This window comes from Dactylosporangium sp. NPDC051484 (assembly GCF_040689395.1).
Taxonomy (GTDB): Bacteria; Actinomycetota; Actinomycetes; order Mycobacteriales; family Micromonosporaceae; genus Dactylosporangium.
This window is the reverse complement of sequence record NZ_JBFAZX010000039.1, coordinates 23875-48981: the sequence shown is the minus strand read 5'-3', so window position 1 is coordinate 48981 and position 25107 is coordinate 23875. Positions and strand designations below refer to the sequence as shown.

Below are 25107 nucleotides of genomic sequence, written 5' to 3'. Positions count from 1 at the left end.
GGGTGCGCCCGCGGTGGCGCCCGCGTACCCCCCGCTGCCCCGCCGCGCGGGCGCCCCCCCGGGGCTGTCCCCCCCCGCGGGCGGCCGGGGCGCCCCCCCCGGCCCGGGTGCAGAGTGGTGGAGGCAATGTGGAGTACCCGGATCTGTCGCCGTACGTCTATCGCGAGCTGCCGATGCCGATGCGTTGCGTCGGCTGGCTCGGCCCGCAGCTCGGTATCCAGGGCGGCGGTTCCCGTCGGCTCGACGATCCGGGCCGGGCGCGGCTGCGGGCCGCGTCGTGGAACCTGGTCAGCATCTCGCTCGGATGGCACGAATGCGAGTTCTGTCCGGCGCCGGCGCGCTTCCAGGGCAACGGCGAGTATCGCTACTACTGCCGAGGGGGAGCGATCTACTCCGCTCCGATGATGATCCTGCACTACGTGGGCGAGCATGAATACCGCCCGCCGGCGGAGTTCCTTGCCGACCTCGGCCCGGAGGGCGGCCTCGAATGGGACTGGCGGGCCGACCGCCTCGCCACGGCGGTGCTGGACCAGTCGGAGGATCTGGAGATCCGCGCCGAGGCCGTGGCCGACATCGTGAACTGGCGTGAGCCACGGGCGCTGGACGTGCTGTGGCAGGCCGCCCGGGACGGATCGCTCGCCCTGGCCGGCTTCAAGGTCGGTCAGGCCATCGGGCACTTCGCCGGCTGCGATTTCGCCGGCGACCTCCTGGCCGAGGATTTCCACAGCGAAGTGCGGCAAGGCATTCATGCGGCCCTATCGGCCGCAGGGCTCCGGCAAGGCGACGATTGACCGGTGCAGGCGTTTTGGGAAGATACTCCTGGCCGTGGCGGTAGAGAGACGTTGGCGATAATCCAGGTGTCGAAGCTGGAGAGATTGAAGAGGACCGTGCCCCAGGGGGATTACACAAGTTTCTTGATCTTCATTTGTGACGAGCGCTACCCGGTGGGCCGTCTGGGGTCGTGAGTGGGCCGGCGGCTTCGGCTCGCCCGGTTCTGGTACGGCCGGGGCGGCCTCGACGAGGCGGCGAGGCAGGCGTACCGGGCGCTGCCGTGCCCGCCAGCGCTCACCGCCGAGGTGGCGCTCACCATCGCCCGGATCGGGCGCGACCGCGACGATCCGGAGGTGAGCTACGTCCGCCTGCGCCAGGCCGTTGCCGACCTCGACGCGAGGCCGTCCGGCCCGGACCGCGACCGGCGGCTGACTGGGCCTTGGTCGACGTCGCCGACTGTCGCCGCTGAGCCGGACGGTGGCCGAGGCGACGCCGGTGCTTCGGCGCGCGCTCGAGCTGTCGAACCACGACGAGTCGGCCGTGCTCAACATGCTGGGCATCGTCTCCAAGGAGCTCGGCTCCGTGCTGCCCGCCGATCGCCCAGTGGCGGCGGTCGGCCGAGACCGCGACCGTGCTCGCGCCCGCATTCAATTCCCTCGGCGATCTGGTCCGCCTGCAGCTCATGTCGATGCGGCGCCGTCCCATATCTGTGAGACCTGCTGGACCTGGTCGTCGAGTCGCGCTGACGCGGGCTACCCGGCGGTGCGGTTCCAGATGTCGCGCTCCGCGTCGGGCGGGATCCAGGGGCTCGGCTCGGTGGTCCAGCTGGCAAGCCAGATCATCCCAGATGGGGGAGGCACCTCCTCATTTCTGATCATGAACCGCGGCCGGGCTTACTGAAGAGCCGAGGCTAACAAGTACCTGCAGGTGGTCACGAAGCGGCACGGTAGGGCCAGCTCGCCGACGCACGGCTGCCCAAACTGGACCCGGCGGGCGCCGGCAACGTCACCGTGGAGGGGCTGCCCCCGGGCGCCTACACCGTCGACCTCGCCGGCACCCGTCCGGGTGGTCCGGTCAGCCCGGTCAGCAGTGACGTCGTCGTCTGGGCGGAGACGCCGTAGCGGCGGAGCGACGGGTGCATCGGAATGGCTCTCACGGTGTCCAGCTGCGGCGTCGGTGGGTAGCCGGGCGCGGCGAGTTGCGCAGATTCGTTGCTTTGCCACGAGGCGCGTGTCGTCGGTGAGCCGCACGGTTCCTGGTCCGAGGTCGGGGGTGTCAGGCAACGGCTGGCCGTTTGCCGTTCTTGTCGGACTGGTTGGTGCTCCCGATCCGCGAGCACGCCGCATACCGTGGCCGCCGTGACATGGCAACTGCCGGAGGCGCTGCAACCTAACGATGACGAACGAGCGGTGGCGCTGTTGCGGGCCTACTACCGCCGGGACGGTGGTCGTCCGCTTGGTGTTGCCTACACCGGCGCGCGGTTCGACGACTGGGACTCCACCGGTACCCGGGCGCGGGACACCGACCGGTTCACCGCGGACGATCTCGTTGCGTTGCGTTTCCTCAGCATCAAGGTCACCGCTGAGACCGTAGGCGCGTTGCTGTGTGACCGGGCCGAGGAGTTCAACGACCTGCTCAAGCACATCGGCCCGGACCACGACTTGGCCGACCTGCCGGATAGTGAGCTCGCTGGCGGATCGCAGTGGCCTGCGTGGCGGCTGCACGATCGGCTCTGCACGATCGACGGCGTCGACTGGGTCACCGCCGGGAAGTTGCTGGCCCGTAAACGGCCTCGGCTGATCCCGATCTACGACAGCGTCGTGCGGGAGGTCGTCGGAGCTCCGGCCGTATTCTGGCCGGCACTGCACCAGGCACTGAGGGCGGACGGTTCGGCACTGCACCACCGGCTGCTACGGCTGCGCGCCGCCGCCGGCCTGCCTCCGTCGATCTCAGCACTGCGCGTCTTTGATGTGCTGGCCTGGATGAGCGGCCAACCCCACCAGTCCTCCCGTTGACACCCGACGGCTCAGAGCGCGAAACGTCGAGGTGCGCGGGCGATGCCGCCTTCAGCGTCACCTTGCGCATTCCAGGCGAGATCATCACGTAGTGAGGAGGACAGGGGGCGGCGATGGCGAGAGCGATCAGAGCTGACAATCTCGGTTCGTGGCTGATCAAGTGTGACCCGCTGGTGTGGGACTTTCCCGGATTCGTCGACGATGGCAACGATCTCGTCCTCGACACGTGGTCGCTGCATCGGAACTACCGCAGCGACATGATGCAGCCCGGCGACCGGGTTCTGTTCTGGCTGTCTGGGACGCAGTCGAGGTTCCCGAGGGGGATCTGGGGTGCGGGCTATGTCACGGGCGAGGCCGGCGGCGTGGCGGGCTTTGCCGAGGAAGAGGACGAGTTCAGCTACTGGCTCGACGAGGACGCCCGACGGGCGGTCAGGTACTGCGTGCCGGTGTACATCCCGCTCCGGCTCGACGCACCGATGACCGATGCCGACCTGCGCGCGGCGGGCATCGACGACCTTGAGGTCCAACGAATGCCGAGCGGCAGTAACCCGTCGTGGGTTTCGGTGGACCAGCTGGCCAGGCTCGAGAGGTTGCTCGGGGCATGGCCGGAGCCGCCGGGGTCGTTCGCCGAGATCACCGTGACAGATCGGGGCGCCGGCTTCGGCGATCCGTTGCAGAACCAGGCAGTTGAAGACGCCGCAATGGACGCAGCCGTTCGGACGTATGAAGACGAGGGCTGGAGCGTCGAGGACGTCAGCGGGGAGAAACTCGGTTGGGATCTCTCCTGTACGCATCCCGACGGCAGGACCGCCAAGATCGAGGTCAAGGGCGTCAGCGGGAGTCGGCCCACGGTGTTGCTCACCGCCAACGAGATACGTGCCGCCACGAACGAGCACGATTGGGTGTTACTGGTGGTCACGCACGCGCTGAGCGCCAGCTGTGAGATCAGCGAGTTCAGTCGGGAGCAGGCTGTGGCGGCCGCAACGCCGTACGTCTTCCGGGCGGACCTTGACAGCGTGCTGCCCGTAGAGGTCCCACCGAAGTCGTAGGAGTGCCGCTAGACGGGCTTAGTCGGGCGAGACGGTTGTCAGGTCACCCTCGACGGTCGACGCGATCAGTTGCTTGCCGTCCGGAGAGAAGCTCAGCCCTGTGGCGTTGATTCTCGCCCCGACCTGCTTTGTCTGGCCTGTGGCCAGCGCAATGGTGAGCAGGTGGGGGCCGCCGGGTCCATCGACGGCAACGGCGGCCGTTTTGTCGTCCGGGGAGAGCACCAGTGAGCTGGCCCCGACGAGTACATCGGTCCCGATGGACGGCTGCGGTTCTCCGGTCACCCAGCTGGCCAGCCGCCACGGGATTGACCCGACGTCTTGGCCGACCTTCGCTCCCCCGGCGGCACTGATGAGGAAATACACCGTCTTGCCGTCCCGGGTCACCGCCGGTGCGCGGCTGATGCCACGGGAGTCGCACCTGTTGGCGGAGCTGGCGGGATCGAGCGGCCAGCTCAACCCCGCGAGGGTGACCGGTGCGGGGAAGACCGAGGGGGTTCCGTTGCGCATGGGGACGATCCCCCAGCACGAGGAGTTGAGGACTTCGAGGTAGGCGGCCGACGGGCCACCCCGCCACGAGGCAGCCCGTGCCGTGGGCTGGATCGCCAGAGTGGTGGTCTCGCGGCCGTCGGCTGAGTACTCCACAAGGGTCGTGTCGAGCCGAGTGAAGTCGCAGCTGTATCCCGCACCGAGACGGCCGCTCGAACCCTCGAAGAGGAATACCGAGGCAGACGCCGGACAGGGGTCGGGCTTCACTGCGGCGAAAAGGCCGGCGGCGGATCCGTCGGGGCGCCTGCGCCAGATCTGCCAGGGTGCATCCGAACTGTCCTGGTGCAGGAAGTACACCCAGCCGTCCGTGAGCCATACCGGGTCGGTGTCGGTTCTGTCTACGGCGGCGAGGCTGGTCAGCCCGCAGCCGCTGGCCATGATCAGGGCTGCTAGGCCGATGCTGAGGCGGCGGCACAGGGTGCCGAGCCGAAACGGCCCGACACCCTGTGCTTTATCGTTAGCCGAATGCACTTGATGTATCAAGCCTGCCAATCCTGTCGCAGATCTGGTCTGTGGCCGATCCCCATAGCCGATCATTGATGCGGTGCTCCTGATCGGTGTCGATAGTGTAGATCCCCCAAGAACCGAGGAAACTGTCAAACCAGCTGGTCTCGTCGTCTCCGATGGCTGCTACGACGGGGTTGTTGTGGAGACGATGTTCGAGTCCCGCGAGCCGTACAGCGGCGGAATGCATTAAATACACCCTTCGGGAGCTTGGTTCCTTGACCCGCTTGGCGGTGGCAATCTTGGCGTCACGGGCGGCCTACGCGGCGATGAGACATGGACCGAGGCCGTAGTCCATGCACCAAACGAGCTGGCGGGATCCTTCGGCACTGCCGCTGGGTCCGTCGCTCGGGTTGTTGACGGAGCCGACCCCGCCCCATCCCTCGCTTCCGCCGCCGTCATTGCCGCCACCACCCTTCTTCCCGCCACCGAGTGCCGCGGCGATGGCTTGGGCGATCGCTTTGAAGGCGATAGGCCGCCGACACCACTGTTAGAACGGTCGGTCGAGGACCCAGCGGTCCTTGAGGACGAGGTAGATGGCGCCGATCGAGCCGTCCTCCTCGAAGCCGTTCAGTTCCTGCACGATCCGGATGAATCCGTCTGGTACCGGCAGGGCGCAGGTTCGGCGGAGCTGCTCCCGTGCGTGATCGTGGCCCCGGACCTGTGGCCCGAGCGCGAGTTCGTGGTCGTCGGGCATGGTGTCGGCCAGGAACCCGCCGAGTTTGTTGATCAGCTCCGCGCGGTTGCCGAACGCGCCCGGTTCGATGCGGATCCGGTTGCCGTACAGCTCGATGCGCATGTCTGGTGGGAGGTTCGTCCGGTAGTGCTGCCAGCACGCGGTGAGCTGGTCGAGCTGTGCCGGTGACGGGTCCGCTATCCCGAACGTGGTGGGAAGCGGCTCGAACCGCAGCCCGTGCCATTCGATGCCGCCGGTGCTGGTGTCGACCCGCTCCACCACCCGGCAAACGCCGAACGCGGTGGCAGAGCCGGACGCCGACGGTTCGAGAGCTTCACCGCTCAAGCCTGCCTGACCAGGGAACGCTCAACGCAACGGACCCGGCCCGCGTCGTTGTCATGGCCGCTGCCCCGACGTCAATGGTTGGCGTTCTTCGTCACTCCGGCCGCGCTGCTGGAACCGAGAAACATGATCGTTACGGCCGTGTCGCGGCGAAGAAACCCCCGCCGGTTGCGATCTTCATCGGGCGGCCCCGTGCCGCCGAGTACATCGCATTACGGAGGCTGCACATGGCCGTTGGTCCACTATCGCTGTCCACTGACCAGCTCAACGCGTTTATCGTTGCCCGGCTCGCCATCTCGGGCGTCGACATCAACCTGTTGCCGACCGTGTCCGACCCTGTCACGGGCGCGCCGACCCAGGCCCAGGTCCTCGACTCACTACGGTCGTTCCTGCTGAACAACCCGGCGGTCATCAACTCGTGGCGGCCCGGTGACGGTGACGCCGCCCAGGGCCAACAACTCGACCCGCCGCTGGAGTATCCGTCGATCACCGAAGCCTGGACCGGGCGAGTGACGGGGAAGGTGGCCGGACGATGAACCGCGAGATGAACCGGCGGTCGTTTCTCGCCCGGTCGGCGGCCGTCGCCGCAGGTACCGCCGCTGTGACCGCACTGCCGGCCGCGGCTTCGAGCGCGGCACCCGCGCTGACCGGGAGCGGGCAACGGCCGGTCGAGCTGCCCGACGTCGCCGTGCGGCCCGAGGCGCGCAACGACCCGACCGAGGCGACCGTCGCCGAGGCCGCCACGTTGCTGCGGCGCCGCTCGCTGAGCGCCGTCGACCTCGTGGAGGCTCACCTGGACCGGATAGCCCGGTTCGACACCACGTACCAGGCATTCAACGCCACGACGCCGGACGCCGCACGGGCCGAGGCGAAGGCCGCCGACCGGCGCCGGACCGGCCCGCTCAGCGGCATTCCGCTGTGCATCAAGGACAACTACTTCACGGCCGGGGTGCTCACCACCGCCAACTCGTTCATCTTCCGCGACTTCGTCCCACGGTACGACGCCACGGCGGTCGCGCGGCTCAAGGCGGCCGGCGGCATCGTCGTCGGCAAGGGCCAGATGGGGCCCCTCGCCACGACGCGGGCCACCACTCCCAACGGTACGGTAACGAGCGTCAACGCCTGGACGCCGCAGGACCAGTCGGTCGACCCGGGTGGTTCCTCCACCGGCCCGGCGACCGCGGTGGCCGGGCGCCTGGCATGTTCCTCGATCGGCACGCAGACCGGCGGCAGCATCGTGAACCCATCGAACCAGCAGAACCTCACCGGCCTCAAGCCGACGATGGGCCGCACGTCCATCCACGGCGTCATCCCGCTGTCGTACACCCGCGACCACAGCGGCCCCCTCGCCCGCGACGCGCTCGACGCCGCCATCATGCTCACCGTGCTCGCCGGGTCGGACCCGAACGATCCGCGCACGCTCGGCCTGCCCGGCGTGCCGGACCTGATCACGTCGGCGCTGCCCGTGCGCCGCAAGGGCCGCGTCGAACTACGCCGCCCGACGAAGATCGGCGTACCCCCCGACTACCTCACCAGCGGCAGCGCGGGCGTGCTGGCGCTGCGCCGCGCATTCCTTGACACGCTCGCGACGATCCCCGGCGCGCGGGTGGTCGACGTGACCTACCCGGCCGACTGGAGCCTGCTGACCGGCACCTTCAACAACATCAGGCTCAGCGAGCGCACGGAGCCGTTCCTGCCGTACCTGAAGCAGGATCCGAAGCTGTTCGGCGTCTCCCTGCTGAGCTGGCTGCAGGGCCTCTTCCTGTCCGGCGACGAGTGGATCACGGGCCAGCGGGCCAAGCACCACCTGCTGCGAGAGGTGCTCGACGGCGTGCTCACCTCGTGCGACGTGCTGCTGCAGACCGGCCCGGTGCCCTTCGACATCCTCGGTCTGCCGGAGCTCGGGCTGCCGATCGGGTTTACCGCGGTCGGTGCGAATCCGGCGGTACCGGTCGGCACCATCCTCGGCGCCGGCCCGTACGAGGAGGACCGCCTGCTGGAGGTGGCCGCGGCGTACCAGGCCGTGACCGACTGGCACACGCGGCGCCCGGCCGATCCGACGCCCAAGGCGCCGGCGGCGACGAAAGCGGCGATGTTCACGGCTACGGCTGCGGCAGCCGGCCCGCTACGCCTGACCCCCGAGGAGGCAGCCGCGACCAGCGCCTGACGAAAGGCTGACGAGCCGCCGCGTGGGTTCCGCATCCGAGCCGGACCCACGCGGCGAGCGCCAACGAACTTTCCGTGCTCGCCGCGACCGCGACGCGATGAATTAGAGCAGCACGTCGATGACCTGCCCGTACTGGTCGACCGCCCGGTAGACGTACCGCCAAACTTCGTTGACCTTGACGTACGTCTCGTCAACGTGCCACCTGTCGCCTGGTGAATGGCGGCAGAACCGGGCAGCGTCGGCCAGCAGCGGGGTGAACCGCTGCACCCACCGGAACACGGTGACGTGGCCGATCTCGACGCCGCGTTCGACCAGCAGTTCTCCCACGTCGCGGTAGGACAGGTTGTAGCGCAGGTACGGTACCAGCGCACCCCGACCATGATCACCTCAGGCGGAAACCGGAACCCGGCAAACGCCGACTTCGGTGGCAGCCAGGGATGAGGACGGGCCGTCAGCTTCACTGGTCAAGCATGCCGCAATCATGCCAACGCTCAATGCAACAGAGCCCTGTGGCCTGGCCGATGTCCAGCGCGGCGACCCGGCCACCAGTTCGACCGGCTCGTCGGTCTCTTCCAATGCGCTCACCTCGAATCCATGGGAGAACGGGAAGGTGGCTGCCACCCCCTCGCTGCCGGCCTGCCGGACGCAGACGCCGATCGCCGCGACCAACGACCCGGCCACGCAGACGGTCACCGCCCAGCAGTTGAGTGTCGGTAGCGCGGCGACGTCCTCGTCGGTGGTGGCGTTGGCGAGCAGTTCGTCGGGGACGCGGCGTTGCCGGGTGGCCGCGTCGGTGTGGCGGATGATCTGCCAGCGGTCTGGCGGCCATCGGCCTCAGCCTGCGGGGAAGGTCGTTCGCCGCGGTGGCCGGCTGGTTTAGAACGGTCGGTCGATGTCCCAGCGGTCCTTGAGGACGAGGTAGATGGCGCCGATCGAGCCGTCCTCCTCGAAGCCGTTCAGTTCCTGCACGATCCGGATGAACCCGTCCGGTACCGGCAGGGCGCAGGTTCGGCGGAGCTGCTCCCGTGCGTGATCGTGGCCCCGGACCTGTGGCCCGAGCGCGAGTTCGTGGTCGTCGGGCACGGTGTCGGCCAGGAACCCGCCGAGTTTGTTGATCAGCTCCGCGCGGTTGCCGAACGCGCCCGGTTCGATGCGGATCCGGTTGCCGTACAACTCGACCTTCATGTCCGGTGGCAGGTTCGTCCGGTAGTGCTGCCAGCACGCGGTGAGCCGGTCGAGCTGTGCCGGTGACGGGTCCGCTGTGCCGAACGTGGTGGGGAGCGGCTCGAACCGCAGCCCGTGCCATTCGATGCCGCCGGTGCTGGTGTCGACCCGCTCCACCACGATCTCGGCGCCGGCCGCATGCCGGCTCGACGGTCGGGCTGTCCCCGCCGTAGCGGGGCGGGCGGTCCGTGCCTGCCCGAGCAGTCGGCCCAGCGCCTGGTGGAGCACCTCGGCCTGGCCGAGGGTCAGGTCATGCCCATGCGGCTCAATGATCAACTCCGGATCATCGGAGTGCTGGTAGAACACCGGCAAGACGCCATCGCCTGCCCCGACCCCGCCTCCAGCGCGCCCTGGCGCAACCGCGTCGGCCAGCATCAGGGCCAGCTCCCGGTCTGTCGCGTCGTAAGACAACGGCGTCATCATCAGCTGCACGAATCCCCGACCGCCATTGCTCTGCCACAGCGACACGGCGACCTCGACACCGGAGATCTCATCACCAGGCACAACGACCTCGACGGATCTATGCGACGGGCCGGTACAACCCCCGACCTCGCCCACACACCAGTCTGGGTGCAGGATCGTCACCACGATGGCCTCCCAACACGCGATCTATCGCTGACGTTCATCGATCCGGACGGTATTGGATGCGGCCGATCGATGTGAACGTTGTTGCGCCGGATTGGCGCCGGCTGGACCGTGCCGAGGATCCCGAGCAACTTCGCGCAACAATGCTTGACCTGTTCGCGCAGTCCCCCAACAGTTGGCAGCAGTGCAGCAACCGCTGACACATCCGAAGATTGGAGCATGTGGTGCGACTGACGTTCCTGGGGAAGGCGTCCGAGAACGGCGAAAGCCCTACCCTGTACGCCACCGACCGCGACAGCTATGTCGTGCAGGGGTACACGGTGACCGACGAGGAAGTCCTGGCCAGGCTCGACATCCCTGGCGGTGAGATCGTGGTGGAGGTGTACGCCCGCCTCCTGGAGTTCCTGTCGGAGGACGGGGTGTCCGGCGCGGTGACGGACCGCAGGCCGCCCATCGTGCGCGTCAGGGAGAACGGCAACTACATCATTCAGGGGCCTCGTCTGTCCGACGATGCCGCTCGCAACCGGATGGCCATCCCTGGGCACGAAGACGCCGTCGAGGTGCCCAAGGCCGCCATCGTCGCCCTACTTGAAGGACCGGCGTGCAACTGACCACCGCCGAGGCACGCGACGCCCTGCTGGCCAACTGCACCCACGAGGCGGTGCATCTGGAGATGCGCGACAGTTACGCCATCCACAGTGAGGCCGAACGCTTCGCGGCATTCCTGGCGACCGGGCAGCGCAAGGACGACGCATCACCGGGACCTGACAGGCGGTACTGGCTGGACCTCGTCCGCAGCGTGACGGCGACCGGCAGGCGCGTACGTCGCGCGCGGATCATCTCCGAGCCGGTCAGCGACTACATCCGCTTCGAGTGGGCCGGTACCGGCACGAACATCGACGCCGGCGAGGAGATCCGATGGCTGCCCCGGAGGCTAGCGTCGGCCATCGCCTTGCCGGGCAACGACTTCTGGCTCTTCGACGACACGATGGTGGTGTTCTCGGTCTTCACCGGCGAGGGCGACATCGCGGAGCGGCAGCTGGTCACCGACGCCGCGACCATACAGCTGTGCCGGTCGGCGTTCGAGTCGGTGTGGTCGGCTGCCGTACCGCACCACGAGTACACACCGCATTGACTGCACTGGCCGGCCCGTCACAGCACGCCAGGCAGGCGCTCGGCGCTCGCCTCCGGGAGATCCGCAAGGATGCGAACCTGTCGGGGCGAGCGCTTGCTGCTCGCTGTGGCTGGCATTTCAGCAAGATCAGCAAGTTGGAGCACGGCATACAGACGCCGAGTGAAGACGACCTGCGCCTGTGGTGCCAGGCATGCGGCGCCGACAGCCAGACATCCGACCTGATCGCCACGGTACGGGCGATCGACCTGATGTATGTGGAGTGGCGCCGTTCCCTGAGCACGGGCATGCGCCACAGTCAGGAGGCGCGCAACGCGTTGCACGAGCGCACCACACTCTTTCGCATCTACGAGTCCGGCATCGTCCCTGGCCTGTTCCAGACCGCCGAATACGCCGCCACCGTGATCGCCACCGCCATCGAGCTCAACCGGATACCCAACGATCTCGACGCCGCAGTGGCGGCCCGCCTACACCGCCAGCAGAACCTGTATGCAGGCGATCGGCGGTTTCTTGTCGTCCTGGAGGAGCAGGCGCTTCGCACCCGTGTCGGCAGCGCCGACACGATGCGCGGCCAACTCGACCGGCTGCTGGCGCTGGCGTCGCTACCGCGCGTCAGCCTGGGCATCGTGCCCGCGATGGGCGAACGCAGGATATGGCCGTCCGCCGGGTTCTGGATCTTCGATCAGGGCACCGTCCGGGTCGAGACACCTTCCGCCGAACTGACCATCACCCAGCGCAGCGAAATCGCGGCCTTCGAACAAAGATTCGAGCGGCTGCAGGAATCCGCGGTATACGGCCAGGACGCCCGAGCGGTGATCGCGGCGTGCAACCCGATCGCATAGCCGCAGCCGACAGGCTCGATCCGCCGGAGACGCGCCCGGGGTGCCTGAGGAATGGCCGGTTGCCGGGCATGGGAACCGGCCACCGTCCCTCCCGCTCACCGCCGTCAACGACCTGCTCGCAAAGGCAGATGCGATACCGAGACTGAACTGCTCCCGGGCGTGATCCAGGCCCCGAATCTGTGGCCCCAGCACGAGTGCTCGTCGGGCACAGCGCTCGCCAGAAACCCGCCAAGTGTGTTGATCAGCTCCGCGCGGGCGCCGAACGCGCCCGGCTCGATGCGGGCCCGGTTGCCGTACAGCTCGATGCGCATGTCTGGTGGGAGGTTCGTCCGGTAGTGCTGCCAGCATGCGGTGAGCTGGTCGAGCTGGGCTGGCGATGGGTCCGTTATGCCAAATGTGGTGGGGAGCGGCTCGAACCGCAGCCCGTGCCATTCGATGCCGCCGGTGCTGGTGTCGACCCGCTCCGCTGCGATCGGCATGCCGCCGAGCCGCTGCACGTGCCTCGGCCAGCCCGGCCTCGTCACCGCCGGCCTCGACGGTCAACTGCTCCCCGGTGGATAGGAGCACAGCCCAGACACCGCCGTACCTGCGCTGGTACGTGACGGACATCGAATGCATGTGGCGCACTGTTCCACACGTTGCACGGGCCGGCCAGTGTCGGGACATGTCGCCAGGATCGACACCGGCCTCCAGCTTGTCCCCGTGGGATCGCACGTTGAGCTGTTACCTGGAGGGTCAAAGTGCTGAGGGTCGTCCGTGGCCGTCGGCCTCTGGTTCGGCGCCCGCAGGATTCGTTCGGTGGGCCCTGGTCAGGATCGTGGTAGTTGACCGGCCGGAGAGGTAGGGGACGGTCACGGCTTGTTCACCCCAGCGTTGCAGGTGCTGGGCTTCAGACATGCCGGTGGCGGTGTAGTCGCCGCCTTTGACCCAGATGTCTGGTCGGAGCTGGTTGAGGGTGGGTATGGGTGTGCGCTCGTTGAAGATGACGACGGCGTCGACGCAGCGCAGGGCGAGGAGCATTGCTGCGCGGTCATGTTGGCTGATGACTGGCCGGCCGGGGCCTTTAAGGTTGGCGACGCTGGTGTCGGAGTTGAGGCAGACGATGAGGCAGTCGCCGAGGCGCCGGGCGGCGTTGAGTGTGGCGATGTGTCCGGTGTGGAGCAGGTCGAAGCATCCGCCGGTGGCCGCGACGGTTCCACCGCGGGCACGCACGCCGTCGGCGAGCTGCTGTGCGTTGGCCAGGTCGGTGTTGGGTGCGACGTACGTGGTGGTCTCGGCGTTGCCGATCTGAGGTCGGCAGCGTTCGTCAGCGACGTAGCGGGTGGCGTCGCTGACGGCGTGTTCGACGGCTTCGGTGATGAGGGCACCACGGCTGAGGGCGATGGCGGCGGTGGCCGCGAATCGGTCGCCGGCACCGCGGGTGTCCCGGACGCGTGCCGGTTCGGTCGGGACGATGAGCGGGACGGGGTCGCCCTGGCAGAGGACCGCTCCTGCCGCGCCTATGGTCACCGCGACGGCTTGAACGTTCCATCGGCGGCGCAGGGCGTCGCCGTCCTGGATCACCGCGGCGAGCCCGGATACGGATGTGGTATTGCCGGTGTGATGGCGGGCCTCATGCTGGTTCGGGGTCGCCAGGCGGGTACCGGGGACGGGTGCTGGACCGCGTGGGTGTGGGTCCCAGACGATCCCGGCGCGGGTCGTGCTGATCGCGGCGCGGACGGCTGGTTCCTGGGCGATGCCGCCGCCGTAGTCGCTGACGAGCACTCCGGCGGCTGCCTGGAGCGCGCGTTGCGCGGCCGCGGGAAGCGGGCCGAGGGTGCGTGCTGTGCTGCCCCGGTCGAGCCGGAGCAGCACCTGGTCGTCGGCGCGGAGCCGGATCTTCTCAGGGGTGTGGCCGCTGGCTGGGATCACGCACAGCTGGATGCCTTCGGTGGTGAGCAGCTTCGTGAGCCGGGCGCCGGCGGGATCGTCGGTGATCGCGGTGACGAGGATGACGTCGACGCCGTCGCGGGCGGCGAGCAGCGCGGCGAGCCCTGCCCCGCCGGGTCGTTCTGCGGTGTGTTGCTCGTCGAGGACGAGGGCGGGGGCGTCCGGGCTGACCCGGTGGGCGGTGCCGTCGATGTCGCGGTCGAGGATGGTGTCGCCGACGATGACCAGTGGACCGTTCACAGGGCCTCCTGTCGCATATCGGGGCAGGAACGCTGCTGTCGGGGGTATTGCGTGCTGGTCAGTCGCCCGAGGTGCCGGTGCGGAACAAGTGCCGGTACGTGGCCTGCGCTTGGTCGCGTTCGAAGATGTGGTAGCGGCTCAGCGTGCGCATGGTGTCCTGCTCGCGGAGGTGGTCGGTGACGAGGCCGAGTAGGAGGGTGTCGCCGAGTTCGGAGAGGTGGACGCCGTCGCTCCACAGCGATAGTCCGGGTTCGGCGGTGGCGAGCTGGCGGGCGGTGGTGACGAACGTCGGCCAGATGTCAAGGAACGGGACGCCGGCGGCCGTGGCCGCCTCGGCGGCGATGGTGTTGTAGCGGGCGAGTTCGAGGTTCATGGCGGCGATGTCGTGGTCAGAATCCCAGCCGAACGGTGTCTCTCCGATGCACAGCACTTGCCGGGCGGTGCCGATGAGCCGGGCGAGGATGTGGCGGTAGTTGGCGGCGTACTCGTCAGGGTCGACCGCTTCGGCGTGGCGGCCTTGGAAGCGTCGCCAGACGTCGTTGATGCCGCAGCCGAAGACGGCGAGATCGAGCGGTATGGCGCCGGGTTCGATGTGGGCCTCGACGGTGCGGAGGATGTTTCGGGAGGTGGCGCCGCCTTCACCGTGGTTGGCGAAGACGATGTCGAGGTGCGGCCAGTCGACTTGCAACGCGAGCTGCAGACGTTGGACATAGCCGCGGTTGCGCCACGCGACGACCGGGACGGTGGAGCCGACCGGCGGCAGGTTGGCCTGGTTGACCAGCTGAGGGCTGTGGCCTTCGAGGTGTTCCATGACGCTGGTGCCGAACCAGCCGAACCGGACCGTGTGTCGTTCGACCATTGCACGGATGGGGCCGTCAAAGGTGCGGACGGCCGTAGCAGGCGCGCCGGCGACGACGGTGTTCGGCGGGACGGACCGGGTGACCACGGCGTTCGCCCCGACGATGACGTTCTGTCCGATCCGCACGCCGGCGGTGATAGTGACCTTGTTGGACAGCACCGCCCCGGACTCGATGATGATCGGGGCGCCGGCGAACCCGCTCGCCCAGGGCTTGAGGTCCCCGTCGGGGACGTTGGTGGTGCTGCGGTCGCGGTGGCTGTGGTCGTGCAGGTCGACCATGTTCGAGATGCCGACGCCGGCGCCGATGCGGATGCCGATCATGGCGGACAGGAAGACGTGCTCGCCGATCGCGACGTCGTCGCCGATGGTGATGGTGGCGCCGCGGTGGACCTGGATGGTGGTGCCGCGGCGGATGGAGACGCGGTCGCCGAGTACCAGCAGGCCACCGTCGTCGATCTCGACGGCGACGTCGGCGGCGAGGTCGCAGTCGTCGCCGATGCGGATCGCTGTCCCGTGCCGCTGTCGCAAGTCGGCGCTGATGTGGTGCTGGACGGAGGTCATGTGGTTCGTGCCTCGCAAACGGGTCGGGAGCGGATTCGCGGTCGTTAGGTGCGTCGCCGAGCCAGCGCGGTGGGCGGTGTTGCGGTGGTTGGAACGTTAGCGACGAACTGGTTGGGTCGGTCGGGGGTGGGGTGGTGGGTCGCCCTCCTTGGTGACGAGGAACCCGCCGATGGCGAGGGCGTCCAGCGGGGTGCTGGCGAAGGTCCGCAGGGCGTCGGCCGGGGTGCAGACGATCGGTTCGGCTTCGTGGTTGAACGAGGTGTTGAGCACGGCCGGGATGCCGGTCAGTTCGCCGAAGGTGGTCAGGAGCCTCGCGTAGCGGGGGTTGGCCCGGCCGTCGACGGCTTGCGGACGGAGGGTGTCGTCGACGTGGACGGTGGCCGGGATGGTGGCGGCGGCTTCGTCGGTGGCGGGATAGGCGACGATCATGAACTCGGCGGGGCCTGGGTCGCGGACGTAGCGGGCGAGGGCGTCGGCGTGGATGCTGGGTGCCAGGGGCCGCCAGAGTTCGCGGTGCTTGACGTCGCGATTGATCCGATCCCGTGCGGCGGGGTCGCGCGGGTCGGCGAGGATACTGCGGTGCCCGAGGGCGCGGGGTCCGGTTTCGGCGGCTCCCTGGAACCAGCCGACGATGTGCCCCTCGGCGAGCAGCTCCGCGGTGACGTCGGCGATGTCGTCCCCGTGCTCGCGATAGCGGATGCGGTTGCGGTCGAGAGTCGCAGCCCAGGAGGCCCTGGTACACGAGGCGCGGGAGGAGACCGGGCTGAAGGTGGAGGTCGGCAGGCTGCTGTACATGTGCGACGTGGTGCTGGCGCAGGTGGTTCAACCTCGAGCGGCGATGCGGACCGGAGTACTCCGACGTCGGTCGCGGTGGCTACGACCTTGACCAGGTCGTGCCTGGCACGGACGGCGCGCTGCCCGTCGATCTGAAACCGGCAGCCGTCAAGGCGTTCATCGAGGCGAACTGGGTCGCGCTTGTTGACGCGGTCATCCCGAAGCGGCATTGACGGCGGCGCTGCGGATCATGCGGAGGTGCACTGCGAACTCGGTTGTCCAGCGCAGGGAGGTGTACAACGGCATGTGTGCGGAACCAACTCGATTGGGCGAGATCGGTCGCCGAGACGGAGCTCGCGGAGGCGCTGCCCCGACGTTGGGCGCATTCGTTGGGCGTCGCGCAGCGTGCGGTCAGGCTCATGGCGGTGCTGCGCGAAGACGAGTGTGTGCTGCTCGCCTCGGCGGCAGTGTTGCACGACGTCGGGTACGCGCCGCGGCTGGCCACGACCGGGTTCCACCCACTCGACGGTGCCCGATTCCTGCGTGACGCCCATCGGGCAGACGATCGGCTGGTGCGGCTGGTCGCGAATCACTCGTCCGCACTGCTGGAGGCCGAGGAACGCGGATTGCGAGGGGCGCTGGAGGCCGAGTTCCCGCTGCTGGAGGATCAGCGGCTGGTGGACGCGCTGGTGTGGTGTGACATGACGACGACGCCCGACGGGGAGCCGACGACTGCGGAGGCGCGGGTGGCGGAAATCCTGGCCCGTTACGGCGCTGGCAGCGTGGTGGGGCGGTTCATCCGTCGAGCATCACCAGAGATCTTCGCCGCGGTGAGGCGAGTGGACGCTGCGCTGGCCGCTCAGCCGATGTAGGGGTAGGTCCCGGCGAGGTAGTCACCGATCTGCTGACGCATGCTGGGGTGGATGTCGTACTGGTCGAGGTCCGTCGGCCGTACGAAGCGGACGCCGTCGGCCTCGTCGTTGATCGTGGGTTGCCCGCCGATCGGGCGGCCGATGTAGGTGGTCTCGTACTGCTGGCGGATCTCGCCGTCGGTGTAGGCGACGATGTGGTTCGGGTTGCTGTAGACGCCGAGGAATCCGGTGATCTCGGCGACGATGCCGGTTTCCTCGCGGCACTCGCGTACCGCGCACTGAGCTGCGCTCTCGCCGATGTCTTGGGCGCCGCCGGGCAAGGCCCACTGGCCGGTGTCGCGGCGACGCTGCAGAAGGATGGCGCCGTCGTCGTCGATCACGAGCAGGTTACTGGCGGGGATGAGGGTGTTGGCCTTCGGCGCTCGGGGATCGTGGTAGTACTCCGTCCTGCCCATGGATGGCAGTCCCCTCCTCTTGCTCGGGTGTCCACGGCCGCGCACCGGCCCAGACGAGTTCGAAGCTTTGAGCGTAGTTGTCGAACCATCCGGTGGCATCGACTCGCTTGAGGTGGATCAGCGGGTTGGCGCTGGCCGGCTGGCCGAAGACATGCGGGTTGACGAGCAGGTTGTCGTCGTATCGGAAGAGCGAGTTGTAGAGCGTGGTGTCGTGGAGCCGTACCTCGCAGCCGGTTTCGAGCAGCAGCGGGCGGTAGTAGGTGAGCGAGGCGCGGATCTTGGCGGCGAGAGTGTCACCGATGCCCTCTTCCCTGCCCCGGATGGCAGCCGCCTGGCCATGAGGATCACCGAAGCACAGACGCACTCGGGCGCCGGCCGCCGCTCGCTCGGCGAGCATCCTGGTGACCTGCGGGTTGGACTGGGCGAAGAAGGTGCCGGAGAAGACGAGCACGTCGATCTGCGCGCGGGCTTCCTGCAGCAGCGTGAGCCAAGTCTCCCTCGGCACGCTGGCCCGGTTCTGATGGATGCCGACGAACTCGCCGGCGGACCCGCCGGTTCGCCGCTCTGTCAGGAGCTGCGGCTCGGGCCACAGAAAGGTCGCCTCGACACGCAGGTGTTGAGCGGCTCGGAAGCGGTGCCTTGGATGGGGCAGACGACCGCCGAGCCAACGGCTGACAGTCTTCGGATCTACTTCGCAGGCTTCGGCGAGTGACTCGGGTGAGACGCCACGCTGGGCGAGTACCGAGTGCAGTCGCTCGTTCACAGAGGTTATACAAGCTGAGGCGGGTGGCGGCGCGCAAGGACGTTATCGGACCTATCGGTGGCATTGACGGGTGAAAGGGTGCATACGCTGGTGGTATGCCGCTCATCGTCCTGTGGGACATCGACCACACGCTGATCGACAACGCGGGGGTGAGCAAGGAGATCTACGCTGCCGCGTTCACCGCATTGACCGGTGCCCCACCGGTTGCCGCAGCCTCGACCGAAGGTCGTACAGATCGTCTGATCATGCGCAACATGTTCCTGCGGCATGACCTCCCGCTGCCGGAGTGGGAACTGGTCGAAGTTGCTCTAGCGCGAGCTGGGCAGGATCGACTCGACGAGTTGGCAAGGCGTGGATCGACACTTCCGGGCGTGCGTGCGGCGCTGAAGGCGGCTTCGGTCCAGGCCGGCTGGGTGTCATCGGTATTGACCGGCAATATCGCGGCCAATGCCCAGGTGAAGCTATCGGCCTTTGACCTCGACCGGCTGTTGGATCTACCCGTTGGAGCCTATGGGGCTGACGCCGTACAGCGTTCGGATCTTGTTGCCGTCGCTCGCAGGCGCATCCAGCGTGATCGCGGCCTACCGCACGGCGCGCCACTTGTGCTGGTCGGTGACACGCCCCTGGACGTCGAGGCGGCTCTCGTCACAGGCTCAAGGATCATTGCGGTGGCTACCGGCATTCATAGCCCCCTGGAGTTGGCGAGTGCCGGCGCGTCCGTGGTGTTGCCTGACCTTTCGGACACCGTTGGACTCCTTGCGCGGCTGGAGGCATCCGCAGCCTTCTGAAAACGTCCCGGACGTCCTCGTGGCGTCCGGGTACGCGGTGATGCCGTCCGCGCATGCCGGGCCACGATCGGGTCTCCAACCAGGCAACTCGCCGAGGGAGGCCCAGGTGATTCGGGAAGTCGCTGGGATCCACAGGATCCGGATGCTGTACCTGCAACTGCTCTACCGATGCAACTTCGAGTGCCTACATTGCTTCCACGGTGAGCGTCTCAAGCACGCCGACGCGTTCTCGCCAGCGGAAGCGATCAACCTCCTCACCCTGATGCGCGACCAGTACGGCACCGAATCCGTCACCGTGCTCGGCGGTGAGCCGTTCGTCTACAAGGACCTCACCCGAGTCGTTCGGTACGCCAAGCAGGAGCTGGGCCTGACGGTCGAGATCTGCAGCAACGGCTACCGGATCGAGCGTCGACTCGCCGAGATCGCCCCATACCTGGATCTGCTACGTATCTCACTTGAGGGGCTCGGTGCCACCAACGACGGCATCCGCAAGGTTGGCAGCTATCAAGCTGCTCTCGGCGCTCTCACCTTCGCTCGCGAACTCGGCGTTGCCACGGGTGCGACCATGACAGTCACCTCCCGCAACCTCGACGAGGTGCTGCCGCTCGCGCGCACCCTCCAGGACCTCGGCGCGCGGCAGTTGAAACTGCATTGCTTGCGACCGGTCGGCAACGCCGCCAGCCACCCCGACCTCCTCGTCACCGATCTTGCCTCCTATGCACGTCTGCGCGAACAGCTTCAGACCGCTGAACTGGCCATCGAGGTCATCGTCGATGAAGACTTGTCTGCCGCTGAGACTCCTCAGAGCTGTGCGCCCGCGGGTCGGCCGGAGGCGATTGACCGGATCGAGGTGGACCCGCGTGGAGCGCTCACCATGTCCTGCAAGGCGGTCGGGAAGGATTCGCATGCCTTCTGGTACGACAAACTGGCCGACCACATCGTTCATCGACCTTCCGCCACCGACGAATTGACCCTCGCGGTGCCCGACGTGGTGTACGCCCGTGTCTGACCCACCCACGTTTGAGTGTCTTGAAGGCCTGCGGGGGACCGGAAAGTCAACGATCGCGCCGATGCTGGCAGCTGCACGCCAGGCCGTGCTGGTTCCGACCGTGCCGTCGTTCTATCAGCCGTTGCGGCGGCAGATCGACGCGCAGGAGAACGTTGAGGCGCGGATGTGCTTCTACCTCTCCGCGCTGTTCACCGCGATCGAGGATGTACAGCACTACCTGTCTACCGGTATCCCCGTCGTCGTAGAGAGCTACCTGGCTCGCTGCCTCGTTAACCATCAAGCGTTCGGGACCCGGCTGGACGTCATGCTGCCGCTCGACCTCCCCCAGCCGGTGACCTACCAGTTGGTGTGCGCGGAAGACGAACGCCAGCGTCGTCTGGCCCAACGGAACAAGCCGACGTCCCGCTGGGACGAACTCGGCGAGAGCCTCACCGACCGGATCACCGCCGCGTATGCCCAGTTCCCGATGCACCGGGTTGACACCACCGGGCTCGAGCCCGAGCAGGTCGTCAACGCCATCCTCGTCACCGGTACGCAAGGAGCCCCCTGCCGTGCAGACACAGAGTCTTTGGGAACACACGCTCACGTTCTTCCCGCAGTTCCTGGCGCGGCTGAAGGAGCACGCTGCTCCTAACGCCACCGTCGCGGTCGTGGGCGCGAGCGACGGCAAGTTTGTCCTTCCGTTGGTTGCCGCCGGCTACCGGGTCATCGCCATAGAACGGGATCCACAGGCGCTGTATGGCGGCAACGTCCACCTGCCGGGTGACGTCAGCACCTACGCGATGGGACTCCTAGATCGGCTCAAGCTCGAAGCTTTCCACGACCGTGTGCAAATCGTCGATCAAGACTTTCTCGACGCCGAACCGCTTGGAACTATTTGTGAAGCGGTCTGGACTAGCTGCTCATGGCACTACAGTGCCAACCACCACCGCCCGCTGGCCGACTTCATCACCCGCATGCAGCACTTGGTACTCCCGAACGGCTTGTTCGGTGCGGAATTCATGATGCCGAACGAGCCGTCGCACCACATGATCGAGAATTACACGACTTCTGAGGACCTGCGCCGCTACTTCGCGAGCTTCTGGAACATTATGCTGACCCTGCAAACCGACGAATTCACCGAGCGGGCACATATCGGTCAGCCCTACGACCACACGCACCGCATGGGCCTGATCCTCGCGACCCGCGCCCCGGAGTAGTCCAATCTGCATGCCAAGAAGGGGCATCATGAGGCACGAGTACGAAGCCAAATTCCTCCGCATCGACGTCGCCGGCCTAAAGGCGAAGCTGATCTCACTTGGCGCCGTCCAAGCGCTTCCCCGGACCCTCCTCACGCGGAAGATCTTCGAAAACGACACTCTCGATACAGGCGCGTGGGTCCGCCTGCGCAACGAAGGCACCCGCTCGACGCTGACACTCAAACAAGTCACAGACGCCACCACGATCGATGGCACCACCGAAATCGAAACCGAGGTCGCCGACCTCCACGCGATGGCCGAGATCCTGCGGTGCCTCGGTATGCGCGAGGTCCGATACCAGGAGAACTACCGCGAGGAGTGGCGGCTAGGAGAGATCATTTTTGACGTTGACACCTGGCCCGACTTGCCGACCTTCATCGAGATCGAGGGACCCGACGAGGCATCGGTCCGCCACGCCGCTGACCTGCTGGAGCTGGATTATTCCGAAGCCCGGTTCGGCAGCGTCGACGAGATCTACAAAAGCGAAACCGGCCGCGACATTCTCGCGGAACCCACCCTCCTCTTCACCGACGCTGAGCACAGCGGCTCAAACATCGATGGCGCCCACGGGCGGTAATTCGAGCGTGCAACGCCGCCTATCGCGACGAACCCCGAGCGGTCCCCCTGTTGCAACGGAGAATGATTCGTGATGCCCGATTCGGCGGGGTCGCATACGCTCGACACGCCGTCAGAGCCGGCCACGTTCGGCAGTCAGCTTCGTCGGTGGCGTCAACAGCGACACCTGAGCCAGCGCGAACTTGGCGCCGCCACCTTCTTCAGTCGTGAGTACGTGGCGCTGATCGAGCGCGGCGAACGTCGTCCGACGGCAGACTTCGTCGAACGCGCTGAGTCGACGCTCGCAGCCGGGGGTGTCCTGCGAAACCTGTTTACTGCGATCGAACGAGAGCGAGTGGACAGCGCGCGGCAACACCCGGCCCGGCGTCGGCAGTCGTCCACCTCGGCGAACGCATCTTGTCGTCTCCGCCGCGCCCTTTCGAAGTCACCCTGCAGTCGCGACGAGGCGTTCGACGCGGTGCAGCTCGCACTCGATGATCTTCTTCGTACGCTCCTTGCCGATCTGGAGCCAGGCGATGTGCGCTGGCGACTCGATGAACTCGAGCAACAATGCGCGGACCTGATCAAATGCTACGGTCAGGACACCTCATGGGAGGAGATGGTCTGCACGGCAGCTCTCGGCCTGAGCGACTGTAGCGCCCTGCTGCAATGGCCGGTCGTCGGCGACTTGCACGAAAGGTTGACGGTCGTAGCTGCCCGATTCGCAAAACTGACCGCCGACGCGCTGGTCATGCTGGGAAGAGTCGGCGAGGCTGACGAGTGGTACGACGCTGCTGCCCGACTGTCCACCACGTATGCGCGGCAGCATGCAACCGATGGCACAACGCAAGACCTCCATGCTGCCGCGACGGCCGAGTCGCTCGCACATGACGCCTCGGTGGAGACGAATGTCGATCTCCGTGCTCAGCGGACCGTAGTGTCATCACTGAGTCCTGTGTACAGCGGGCTGGCACAACGTGCGCGATCAACGGCGCTGCGTCGTGCGGAACGCCCGACACGGTTTACGTCGTGCTGGTCGGCGGCAGCTGCGCCAGGTGGGCCTCCCCGTCCGCCTCCCCACAACGCGCATCAGCACCGAAGGCGACATTCACTGGACCTTCCGTCCACAATCTCGCGCCTCCCTACGTGGTGAGGAATTCGACGATCGCGGCGGTGTCCGTCAGGTCCTGCCAGGAGACCGTGGCGCCTGCGCTGCGAAGCTGGTCGACGGACTCGTTTCCTGAGGCGACGCCGATGGCGTAGGCGCCTCCGTGAAGAGCGGTGGTGATGTCGTGTCGGCTGTCGCCGATCACGATCGTGTTGTCGTGGTCGAAGGCGGTGCTGTACTTGGCCGCGGCTCGGCGCCGGGCTATGGCGACGAGTTTGGGACGGTCGGCATCGTCGTCACCGTAGGCGCTGACGTCGAGGTCGACATAGCGGTCCAGGCCGAAGACCTCGAGCTTGATCCGTGCGACGTCGCGCAGGTTGCCGGTCAGCACCGCTTGCACCAGGCCGGGCTCAGCGGCGAGGGCCGCGAGCGTTGCTGTCGCCCCGGGCAGGACCCGGCCGCGGCGGGCCAGTTCGTCGCGGTGCCGGTCGTACTCGGCGGGCAGTTCGGCCTGGTAGCGGGAGAGGTACGGCTCATTCTCGTCGATGCCGTGCAGGCGCAGGGTCGCGGTGAGGATCGATGGTTCGGTTTGCCCGGTTACGTCGGCCTTTTCGACCATGCGGTGCCCCGTGGCGGTCTGGAAGGCGTTCGCGTACAGTTCGCCGCCCAGGCCGCGGGTTTCGATGAGGGTATGGTCGACGTCCCAGAGGATCAGCCGGCGGGCGGATCGATTGAGGATCATCCTCTGATTTTGCCAGGGTGCGCGTAGCCTGCTGGGAAAGCCGGTCCCGATTCGTACGGGGGTGACGGTGTGGAGATTGACGAGTGGGCGATCGGGCAGCGCATCGCGCAGTATCGCCAGCGCCGCGGTCTCACTCAGGATGAGCTGGCCGGCCTGGTTGGCATCTCGCTGTCGATGATGAAGAAGATCGAAGCGGGTACCCGGCCGGTGACCCGGTTCGCGCAGCTGGTGCTGTTCGCGCAGGTGCTGCGGGTGTCCGACCTGCGGGACCTGACCGGGGTGCCGATGCCGCTGATGCCGGACGGTAGACGTGGTCATCCATCCGCCGAGGCGGTCCGCACGGCGGTGCTCGAGCGCGGGCACGGCGTTGAACCGGTCGGTATGGAGCGGCTGCGCCGCCTCGCTGGTAGGGCGTGGAGCACGTGGCAGGAGCCCTCCACGTTCCGGTACGACGCGGTCGGGCAGTACCTCACCGAGGTGATCAGTCTGGCGCAGGCCCAGGTGAACGCCTCGGCCGGCGAGGAACGGCGGGAGGCGCTCGCGCTGGCCAGTTCGGTGTACCAGCTGGCGCGCACCTGGACCAAGCGGGTCGGCGAGTACGACCTGTCCTGGGTGGTGGCTGATCGGGCGGTTGCGTACGCGCTGGATGCCGATGATCCTGACCTGGCCGGGGCTGCCTCATGGAACTTGGCCATGATCCTGTCGGCGCAGGGCAAGACCGAGCAGGCGCGTAGCGTGGTCCGTAAGGCGATGGAACAGCTCGTTCCTTTGCTGAGTGATGATTCAGCACCGGCTCGGCTCGCCGTGTTCGGAGGGCTGCACCTGCTGGGTGCTACGGAGGCGGCCCGCGAGGACGACGCCGGCGACGCGTGGGGGCTGCTCGACAGGGCCGCGGCGATCGCCGCCCGGGTCGGTGAGACCAACTATCACCGGATGGTGTTCGGCCCGACGAACGTCGCCTTGCACCGGATCTCTACCGCGATCGAGCTCGGTCGCACACGCGAGGCGCTCGACCTCATCGAGCGGACCGATGCCCGGAACGCAGCCTCGGTGGAGCGGTGCTTGACGTTCCACATCGACGCGGCGCGGTGCTTCGCCCGCCGGGACAACCCGGTCGCCGCGGTGCACATGATGGGCCGGGTGCTGCGCGACTCGCCCGACGAGCTGCGCTACAACCCGATCGCCAGGGAGACGTTGCGGCAGCTCAGCGTCCGGTCCACTGCGGCGATTCGCCCTGACCTCGAACCGCTGCTGGAAGCGGCGAGCCTGACACCGTAACTCGCTGTCCGGTAGGTGAGGGACACAGGCAGTGTCCCTCACCGTTGGTGACTCATGCCATCCATTGCGGTGCATATCGTCTC

The 25107-nt window shown here is 67.4% G+C and carries 28 protein-coding genes and 3 pseudogenes; 18 read left to right on the top strand and 13 right to left on the bottom strand.

The genetic code is table 11. The features are described 5' to 3' along the window. Positions 1-128: 128 nt before the first annotated feature. The 4 genes and pseudogenes from AB0367_RS35070 to AB0367_RS35055 all read left to right on the top strand — a co-directional run bounded on the left by AB0367_RS35070 (position 129) and on the right by AB0367_RS35055 (position 3835). Positions 129-791, top strand: a complete 663-nt coding sequence (locus AB0367_RS35070; RefSeq protein WP_366230805.1) for a hypothetical protein — start codon at positions 129-131, stop codon at positions 789-791. 575 nt (positions 792-1366) lie between these two features. After that, positions 1367-1462, top strand: a pseudogene (locus AB0367_RS35065) (transcriptional regulator); the annotation flags it as partial. A 667-nt stretch (positions 1463-2129) separates the two neighbouring features. Then, positions 2130-2786: a DUF6308 family protein gene (locus AB0367_RS35060; protein ID WP_366230804.1), complete on the top strand. Its 657-nt coding sequence runs from the start codon at positions 2130-2132 to the stop codon at positions 2784-2786. Positions 2787-2899: 113 nt separating this feature from the next. Then, the gene (locus tag AB0367_RS35055; RefSeq protein WP_366230803.1) at positions 2900-3835 is read left to right on the top strand and encodes a DUF3883 domain-containing protein; all 936 of its coding nucleotides are present in this window, start codon (positions 2900-2902) and stop codon (positions 3833-3835) included. An 18-nt stretch (positions 3836-3853) separates the two neighbouring features. Here the strand turns inward: AB0367_RS35055 and AB0367_RS35050 are convergent, their stop codons facing one another. Continuing rightward, the gene (locus tag AB0367_RS35050) at positions 3854-4918 is read right to left on the bottom strand and encodes a hypothetical protein (protein ID WP_366230801.1); all 1065 of its coding nucleotides are present in this window, start codon (positions 4916-4918) and stop codon (positions 3854-3856) included. A 457-nt stretch (positions 4919-5375) separates the two neighbouring features. After that, positions 5376-5906, bottom strand: coding sequence for a hypothetical protein (locus AB0367_RS35045; protein ID WP_366230800.1), 531 nt, complete (start codon positions 5904-5906; stop codon positions 5376-5378). 224 nt (positions 5907-6130) lie between these two features. Here AB0367_RS35045 and AB0367_RS35040 point away from each other — a divergent pair, with 224 nt between their 5' ends. Next, a complete protein-coding gene (locus AB0367_RS35040) occupies positions 6131-6439 on the top strand; it encodes a hypothetical protein (protein ID WP_366230799.1) in 309 nt (102 codons plus the stop codon). After that, positions 6436-8070, top strand: a complete 1635-nt coding sequence (locus tag AB0367_RS35035) for an amidase (RefSeq protein WP_366230798.1) — start codon at positions 6436-6438, stop codon at positions 8068-8070. Before AB0367_RS35040 ends, AB0367_RS35035 begins: the two co-directional genes overlap by 4 nt. Positions 8071-8181: 111 nt before the next feature. Here the strand turns inward: AB0367_RS35035 and AB0367_RS35030 are convergent. The 3 genes and pseudogenes from AB0367_RS35030 to AB0367_RS35020 all read right to left on the bottom strand — a co-directional run. Next, positions 8182-8450: pseudogene (locus AB0367_RS35030) on the bottom strand (DDE-type integrase/transposase/recombinase); the annotation flags it as partial. Between the two features lie 7 nt (positions 8451-8457). After that, positions 8458-8763 carry a hypothetical protein gene (locus AB0367_RS35025; RefSeq protein ID WP_366230797.1) on the bottom strand — a complete coding sequence of 102 codons (306 nt, stop codon included), beginning with the start codon at positions 8761-8763 and terminating at the stop codon, positions 8458-8460. 183 nt (positions 8764-8946) lie between these two features. Continuing rightward, the gene (locus AB0367_RS35020; RefSeq protein ID WP_366230796.1) at positions 8947-9882 is read right to left on the bottom strand and encodes a hypothetical protein; all 936 of its coding nucleotides are present in this window, start codon (positions 9880-9882) and stop codon (positions 8947-8949) included. A gap of 218 nt (positions 9883-10100) precedes the next feature. Between AB0367_RS35020 and AB0367_RS35015 the strand changes: the two genes are divergently transcribed. The 3 genes from AB0367_RS35015 to AB0367_RS35005 are packed head-to-tail and all read left to right on the top strand — an operon-like array spanning position 10101 to position 11853. Beyond that, positions 10101-10490 carry a hypothetical protein gene (locus AB0367_RS35015; RefSeq protein ID WP_366230795.1) on the top strand — a complete coding sequence of 130 codons (390 nt, stop codon included), beginning with the start codon at positions 10101-10103 and terminating at the stop codon, positions 10488-10490. Next, a complete protein-coding gene (locus AB0367_RS35010; RefSeq protein WP_366230794.1) occupies positions 10481-11014 on the top strand; it encodes a DUF6879 family protein in 534 nt (177 codons plus the stop codon). The genes AB0367_RS35015 and AB0367_RS35010 overlap by 10 nt, the downstream gene beginning before the upstream one ends. Next, on the top strand, positions 11011-11853 hold the full coding sequence (locus AB0367_RS35005; protein WP_366230793.1) for a helix-turn-helix transcriptional regulator: 843 nt from the start codon (positions 11011-11013) through the stop codon (positions 11851-11853). The genes AB0367_RS35010 and AB0367_RS35005 overlap by 4 nt, the downstream gene beginning before the upstream one ends. A gap of 104 nt (positions 11854-11957) precedes the next feature. On the opposite strand, the gene AB0367_RS35000 is transcribed toward AB0367_RS35005, so the two are convergent. The 4 genes from AB0367_RS35000 to AB0367_RS34985 all read right to left on the bottom strand — a co-directional run bounded on the left by AB0367_RS35000 (position 11958) and on the right by AB0367_RS34985 (position 16237). Continuing rightward, positions 11958-12350 (bottom strand): hypothetical protein, encoded by a 393-nt coding sequence (locus AB0367_RS35000; protein ID WP_366230792.1) that lies wholly within the window; start codon positions 12348-12350, stop codon positions 11958-11960. 238 nt (positions 12351-12588) lie between these two features. Next, entirely contained in the window at positions 12589-14022 is a 1434-nt protein-coding gene (locus AB0367_RS34995) for a PfkB family carbohydrate kinase (protein WP_366230791.1), read from the bottom strand. Positions 14023-14080: 58 nt separating this feature from the next. Beyond that, positions 14081-15442, bottom strand: a complete 1362-nt coding sequence (locus AB0367_RS34990; RefSeq protein ID WP_366230790.1) for a GDSL-type esterase/lipase family protein — start codon at positions 15440-15442, stop codon at positions 14081-14083. 96 nt (positions 15443-15538) lie between these two features. Then, complete coding sequence (locus tag AB0367_RS34985) at positions 15539-16237, bottom strand: carbamoyltransferase C-terminal domain-containing protein (protein ID WP_366230789.1); 699 nt, start codon at positions 16235-16237, stop codon at positions 15539-15541. Positions 16238-16524: 287 nt separating this feature from the next. On the opposite strand from AB0367_RS34985, the gene AB0367_RS34980 reads away from it, so the two are divergent. Continuing rightward, entirely contained in the window at positions 16525-17088 is a 564-nt protein-coding gene (locus AB0367_RS34980) for an HD domain-containing protein (protein ID WP_366230788.1), read from the top strand. Here the strand turns inward: AB0367_RS34980 and AB0367_RS34975 are convergent. Beyond that, the gene (locus AB0367_RS34975) at positions 17076-17468 is read right to left on the bottom strand and encodes an NUDIX domain-containing protein (RefSeq protein WP_366230787.1); all 393 of its coding nucleotides are present in this window, start codon (positions 17466-17468) and stop codon (positions 17076-17078) included. The genes AB0367_RS34980 and AB0367_RS34975 overlap by 13 nt on opposite strands. A gap of 7 nt (positions 17469-17475) precedes the next feature. Further along, positions 17476-18048, bottom strand: a complete 573-nt coding sequence (locus AB0367_RS34970) for a hypothetical protein (RefSeq protein ID WP_366230786.1) — start codon at positions 18046-18048, stop codon at positions 17476-17478. Positions 18049-18063: 15 nt separating this feature from the next. Here AB0367_RS34970 and AB0367_RS34965 point away from each other — a divergent pair, with 15 nt between their 5' ends. The 7 genes and pseudogenes from AB0367_RS34965 to AB0367_RS34935 all read left to right on the top strand — a co-directional run. Continuing rightward, positions 18064-18255 carry a hypothetical protein gene (locus tag AB0367_RS34965; RefSeq protein WP_366230785.1) on the top strand — a complete coding sequence of 64 codons (192 nt, stop codon included), beginning with the start codon at positions 18064-18066 and terminating at the stop codon, positions 18253-18255. A 146-nt stretch (positions 18256-18401) separates the two neighbouring features. After that, positions 18402-19094: a haloacid dehalogenase-like hydrolase gene (locus tag AB0367_RS34960; RefSeq protein ID WP_366230784.1), complete on the top strand. Its 693-nt coding sequence runs from the start codon at positions 18402-18404 to the stop codon at positions 19092-19094. Positions 19095-19236: 142 nt separating this feature from the next. After that, positions 19237-20103, top strand: a complete 867-nt coding sequence (locus AB0367_RS34955; RefSeq protein WP_366230783.1) for a radical SAM protein — start codon at positions 19237-19239, stop codon at positions 20101-20103. Between the two features lie 61 nt (positions 20104-20164). Beyond that, positions 20165-20737: a hypothetical protein gene (locus tag AB0367_RS34950; RefSeq protein WP_366230782.1), complete on the top strand. Its 573-nt coding sequence runs from the start codon at positions 20165-20167 to the stop codon at positions 20735-20737. Next, a complete protein-coding gene (locus AB0367_RS34945) occupies positions 20655-21302 on the top strand; it encodes a hypothetical protein (RefSeq protein WP_366230781.1) in 648 nt (215 codons plus the stop codon). The genes AB0367_RS34950 and AB0367_RS34945 overlap by 83 nt, the downstream gene beginning before the upstream one ends. A 28-nt stretch (positions 21303-21330) precedes the next feature. Then, a complete protein-coding gene (locus AB0367_RS34940) occupies positions 21331-21918 on the top strand; it encodes a class IV adenylate cyclase (RefSeq protein ID WP_366230780.1) in 588 nt (195 codons plus the stop codon). A 72-nt stretch (positions 21919-21990) separates the two neighbouring features. Further along, positions 21991-22164 (top strand): annotated as a pseudogene (locus tag AB0367_RS34935) (helix-turn-helix transcriptional regulator); the annotation flags it as partial. 177 nt (positions 22165-22341) lie between these two features. Here AB0367_RS34935 and AB0367_RS34930 read toward each other — a convergent pair. After that, the gene (locus AB0367_RS34930) at positions 22342-22467 is read right to left on the bottom strand and encodes a hypothetical protein (RefSeq protein WP_366230808.1); all 126 of its coding nucleotides are present in this window, start codon (positions 22465-22467) and stop codon (positions 22342-22344) included. Between the two features lie 571 nt (positions 22468-23038). Next, positions 23039-23746: a haloacid dehalogenase-like hydrolase gene (locus AB0367_RS34925; RefSeq protein WP_366230779.1), complete on the bottom strand. Its 708-nt coding sequence runs from the start codon at positions 23744-23746 to the stop codon at positions 23039-23041. A 69-nt stretch (positions 23747-23815) separates the two neighbouring features. On the opposite strand from AB0367_RS34925, the gene AB0367_RS34920 reads away from it, so the two are divergent. After that, positions 23816-25024 (top strand): helix-turn-helix transcriptional regulator, encoded by a 1209-nt coding sequence (locus AB0367_RS34920; RefSeq protein WP_366230778.1) that lies wholly within the window; start codon positions 23816-23818, stop codon positions 25022-25024. Positions 25025-25107: the final 83 nt, after the last annotated feature.

Coding starts and splice junctions, on each gene's coding strand:
- AB0367_RS34925 (WP_366230779.1), bottom strand. CDS start 23,746: ATGATCCTCAATCGATCCGCCCGCCGGCTGATCCTCTGGGACGTCGAC.
- AB0367_RS34950 (WP_366230782.1), top strand. CDS start 20,165: ATGCTGGCAGCTGCACGCCAGGCCGTGCTGGTTCCGACCGTGCCGTCG.
- AB0367_RS34960 (WP_366230784.1), top strand. CDS start 18,402: ATGCCGCTCATCGTCCTGTGGGACATCGACCACACGCTGATCGACAAC.
- AB0367_RS34965 (WP_366230785.1), top strand. CDS start 18,064: ATGGATGCCGACGAACTCGCCGGCGGACCCGCCGGTTCGCCGCTCTGT.
- AB0367_RS34940 (WP_366230780.1), top strand. CDS start 21,331: ATGAGGCACGAGTACGAAGCCAAATTCCTCCGCATCGACGTCGCCGGC.
- AB0367_RS35035 (WP_366230798.1), top strand. CDS start 6,436: ATGAACCGCGAGATGAACCGGCGGTCGTTTCTCGCCCGGTCGGCGGCC.
- AB0367_RS34985 (WP_366230789.1), bottom strand. CDS start 16,237: ATGTACAGCAGCCTGCCGACCTCCACCTTCAGCCCGGTCTCCTCCCGC.
- AB0367_RS35040 (WP_366230799.1), top strand. CDS start 6,131: ATGGCCGTTGGTCCACTATCGCTGTCCACTGACCAGCTCAACGCGTTT.
- AB0367_RS34990 (WP_366230790.1), bottom strand. CDS start 15,442: ATGACCTCCGTCCAGCACCACATCAGCGCCGACTTGCGACAGCGGCAC.
- AB0367_RS34955 (WP_366230783.1), top strand. CDS start 19,237: ATGCTGTACCTGCAACTGCTCTACCGATGCAACTTCGAGTGCCTACAT.
- AB0367_RS35050 (WP_366230801.1), bottom strand. CDS start 4,918: ATGATCGGCTATGGGGATCGGCCACAGACCAGATCTGCGACAGGATTG.
- AB0367_RS35055 (WP_366230803.1), top strand. CDS start 2,900: ATGGCGAGAGCGATCAGAGCTGACAATCTCGGTTCGTGGCTGATCAAG.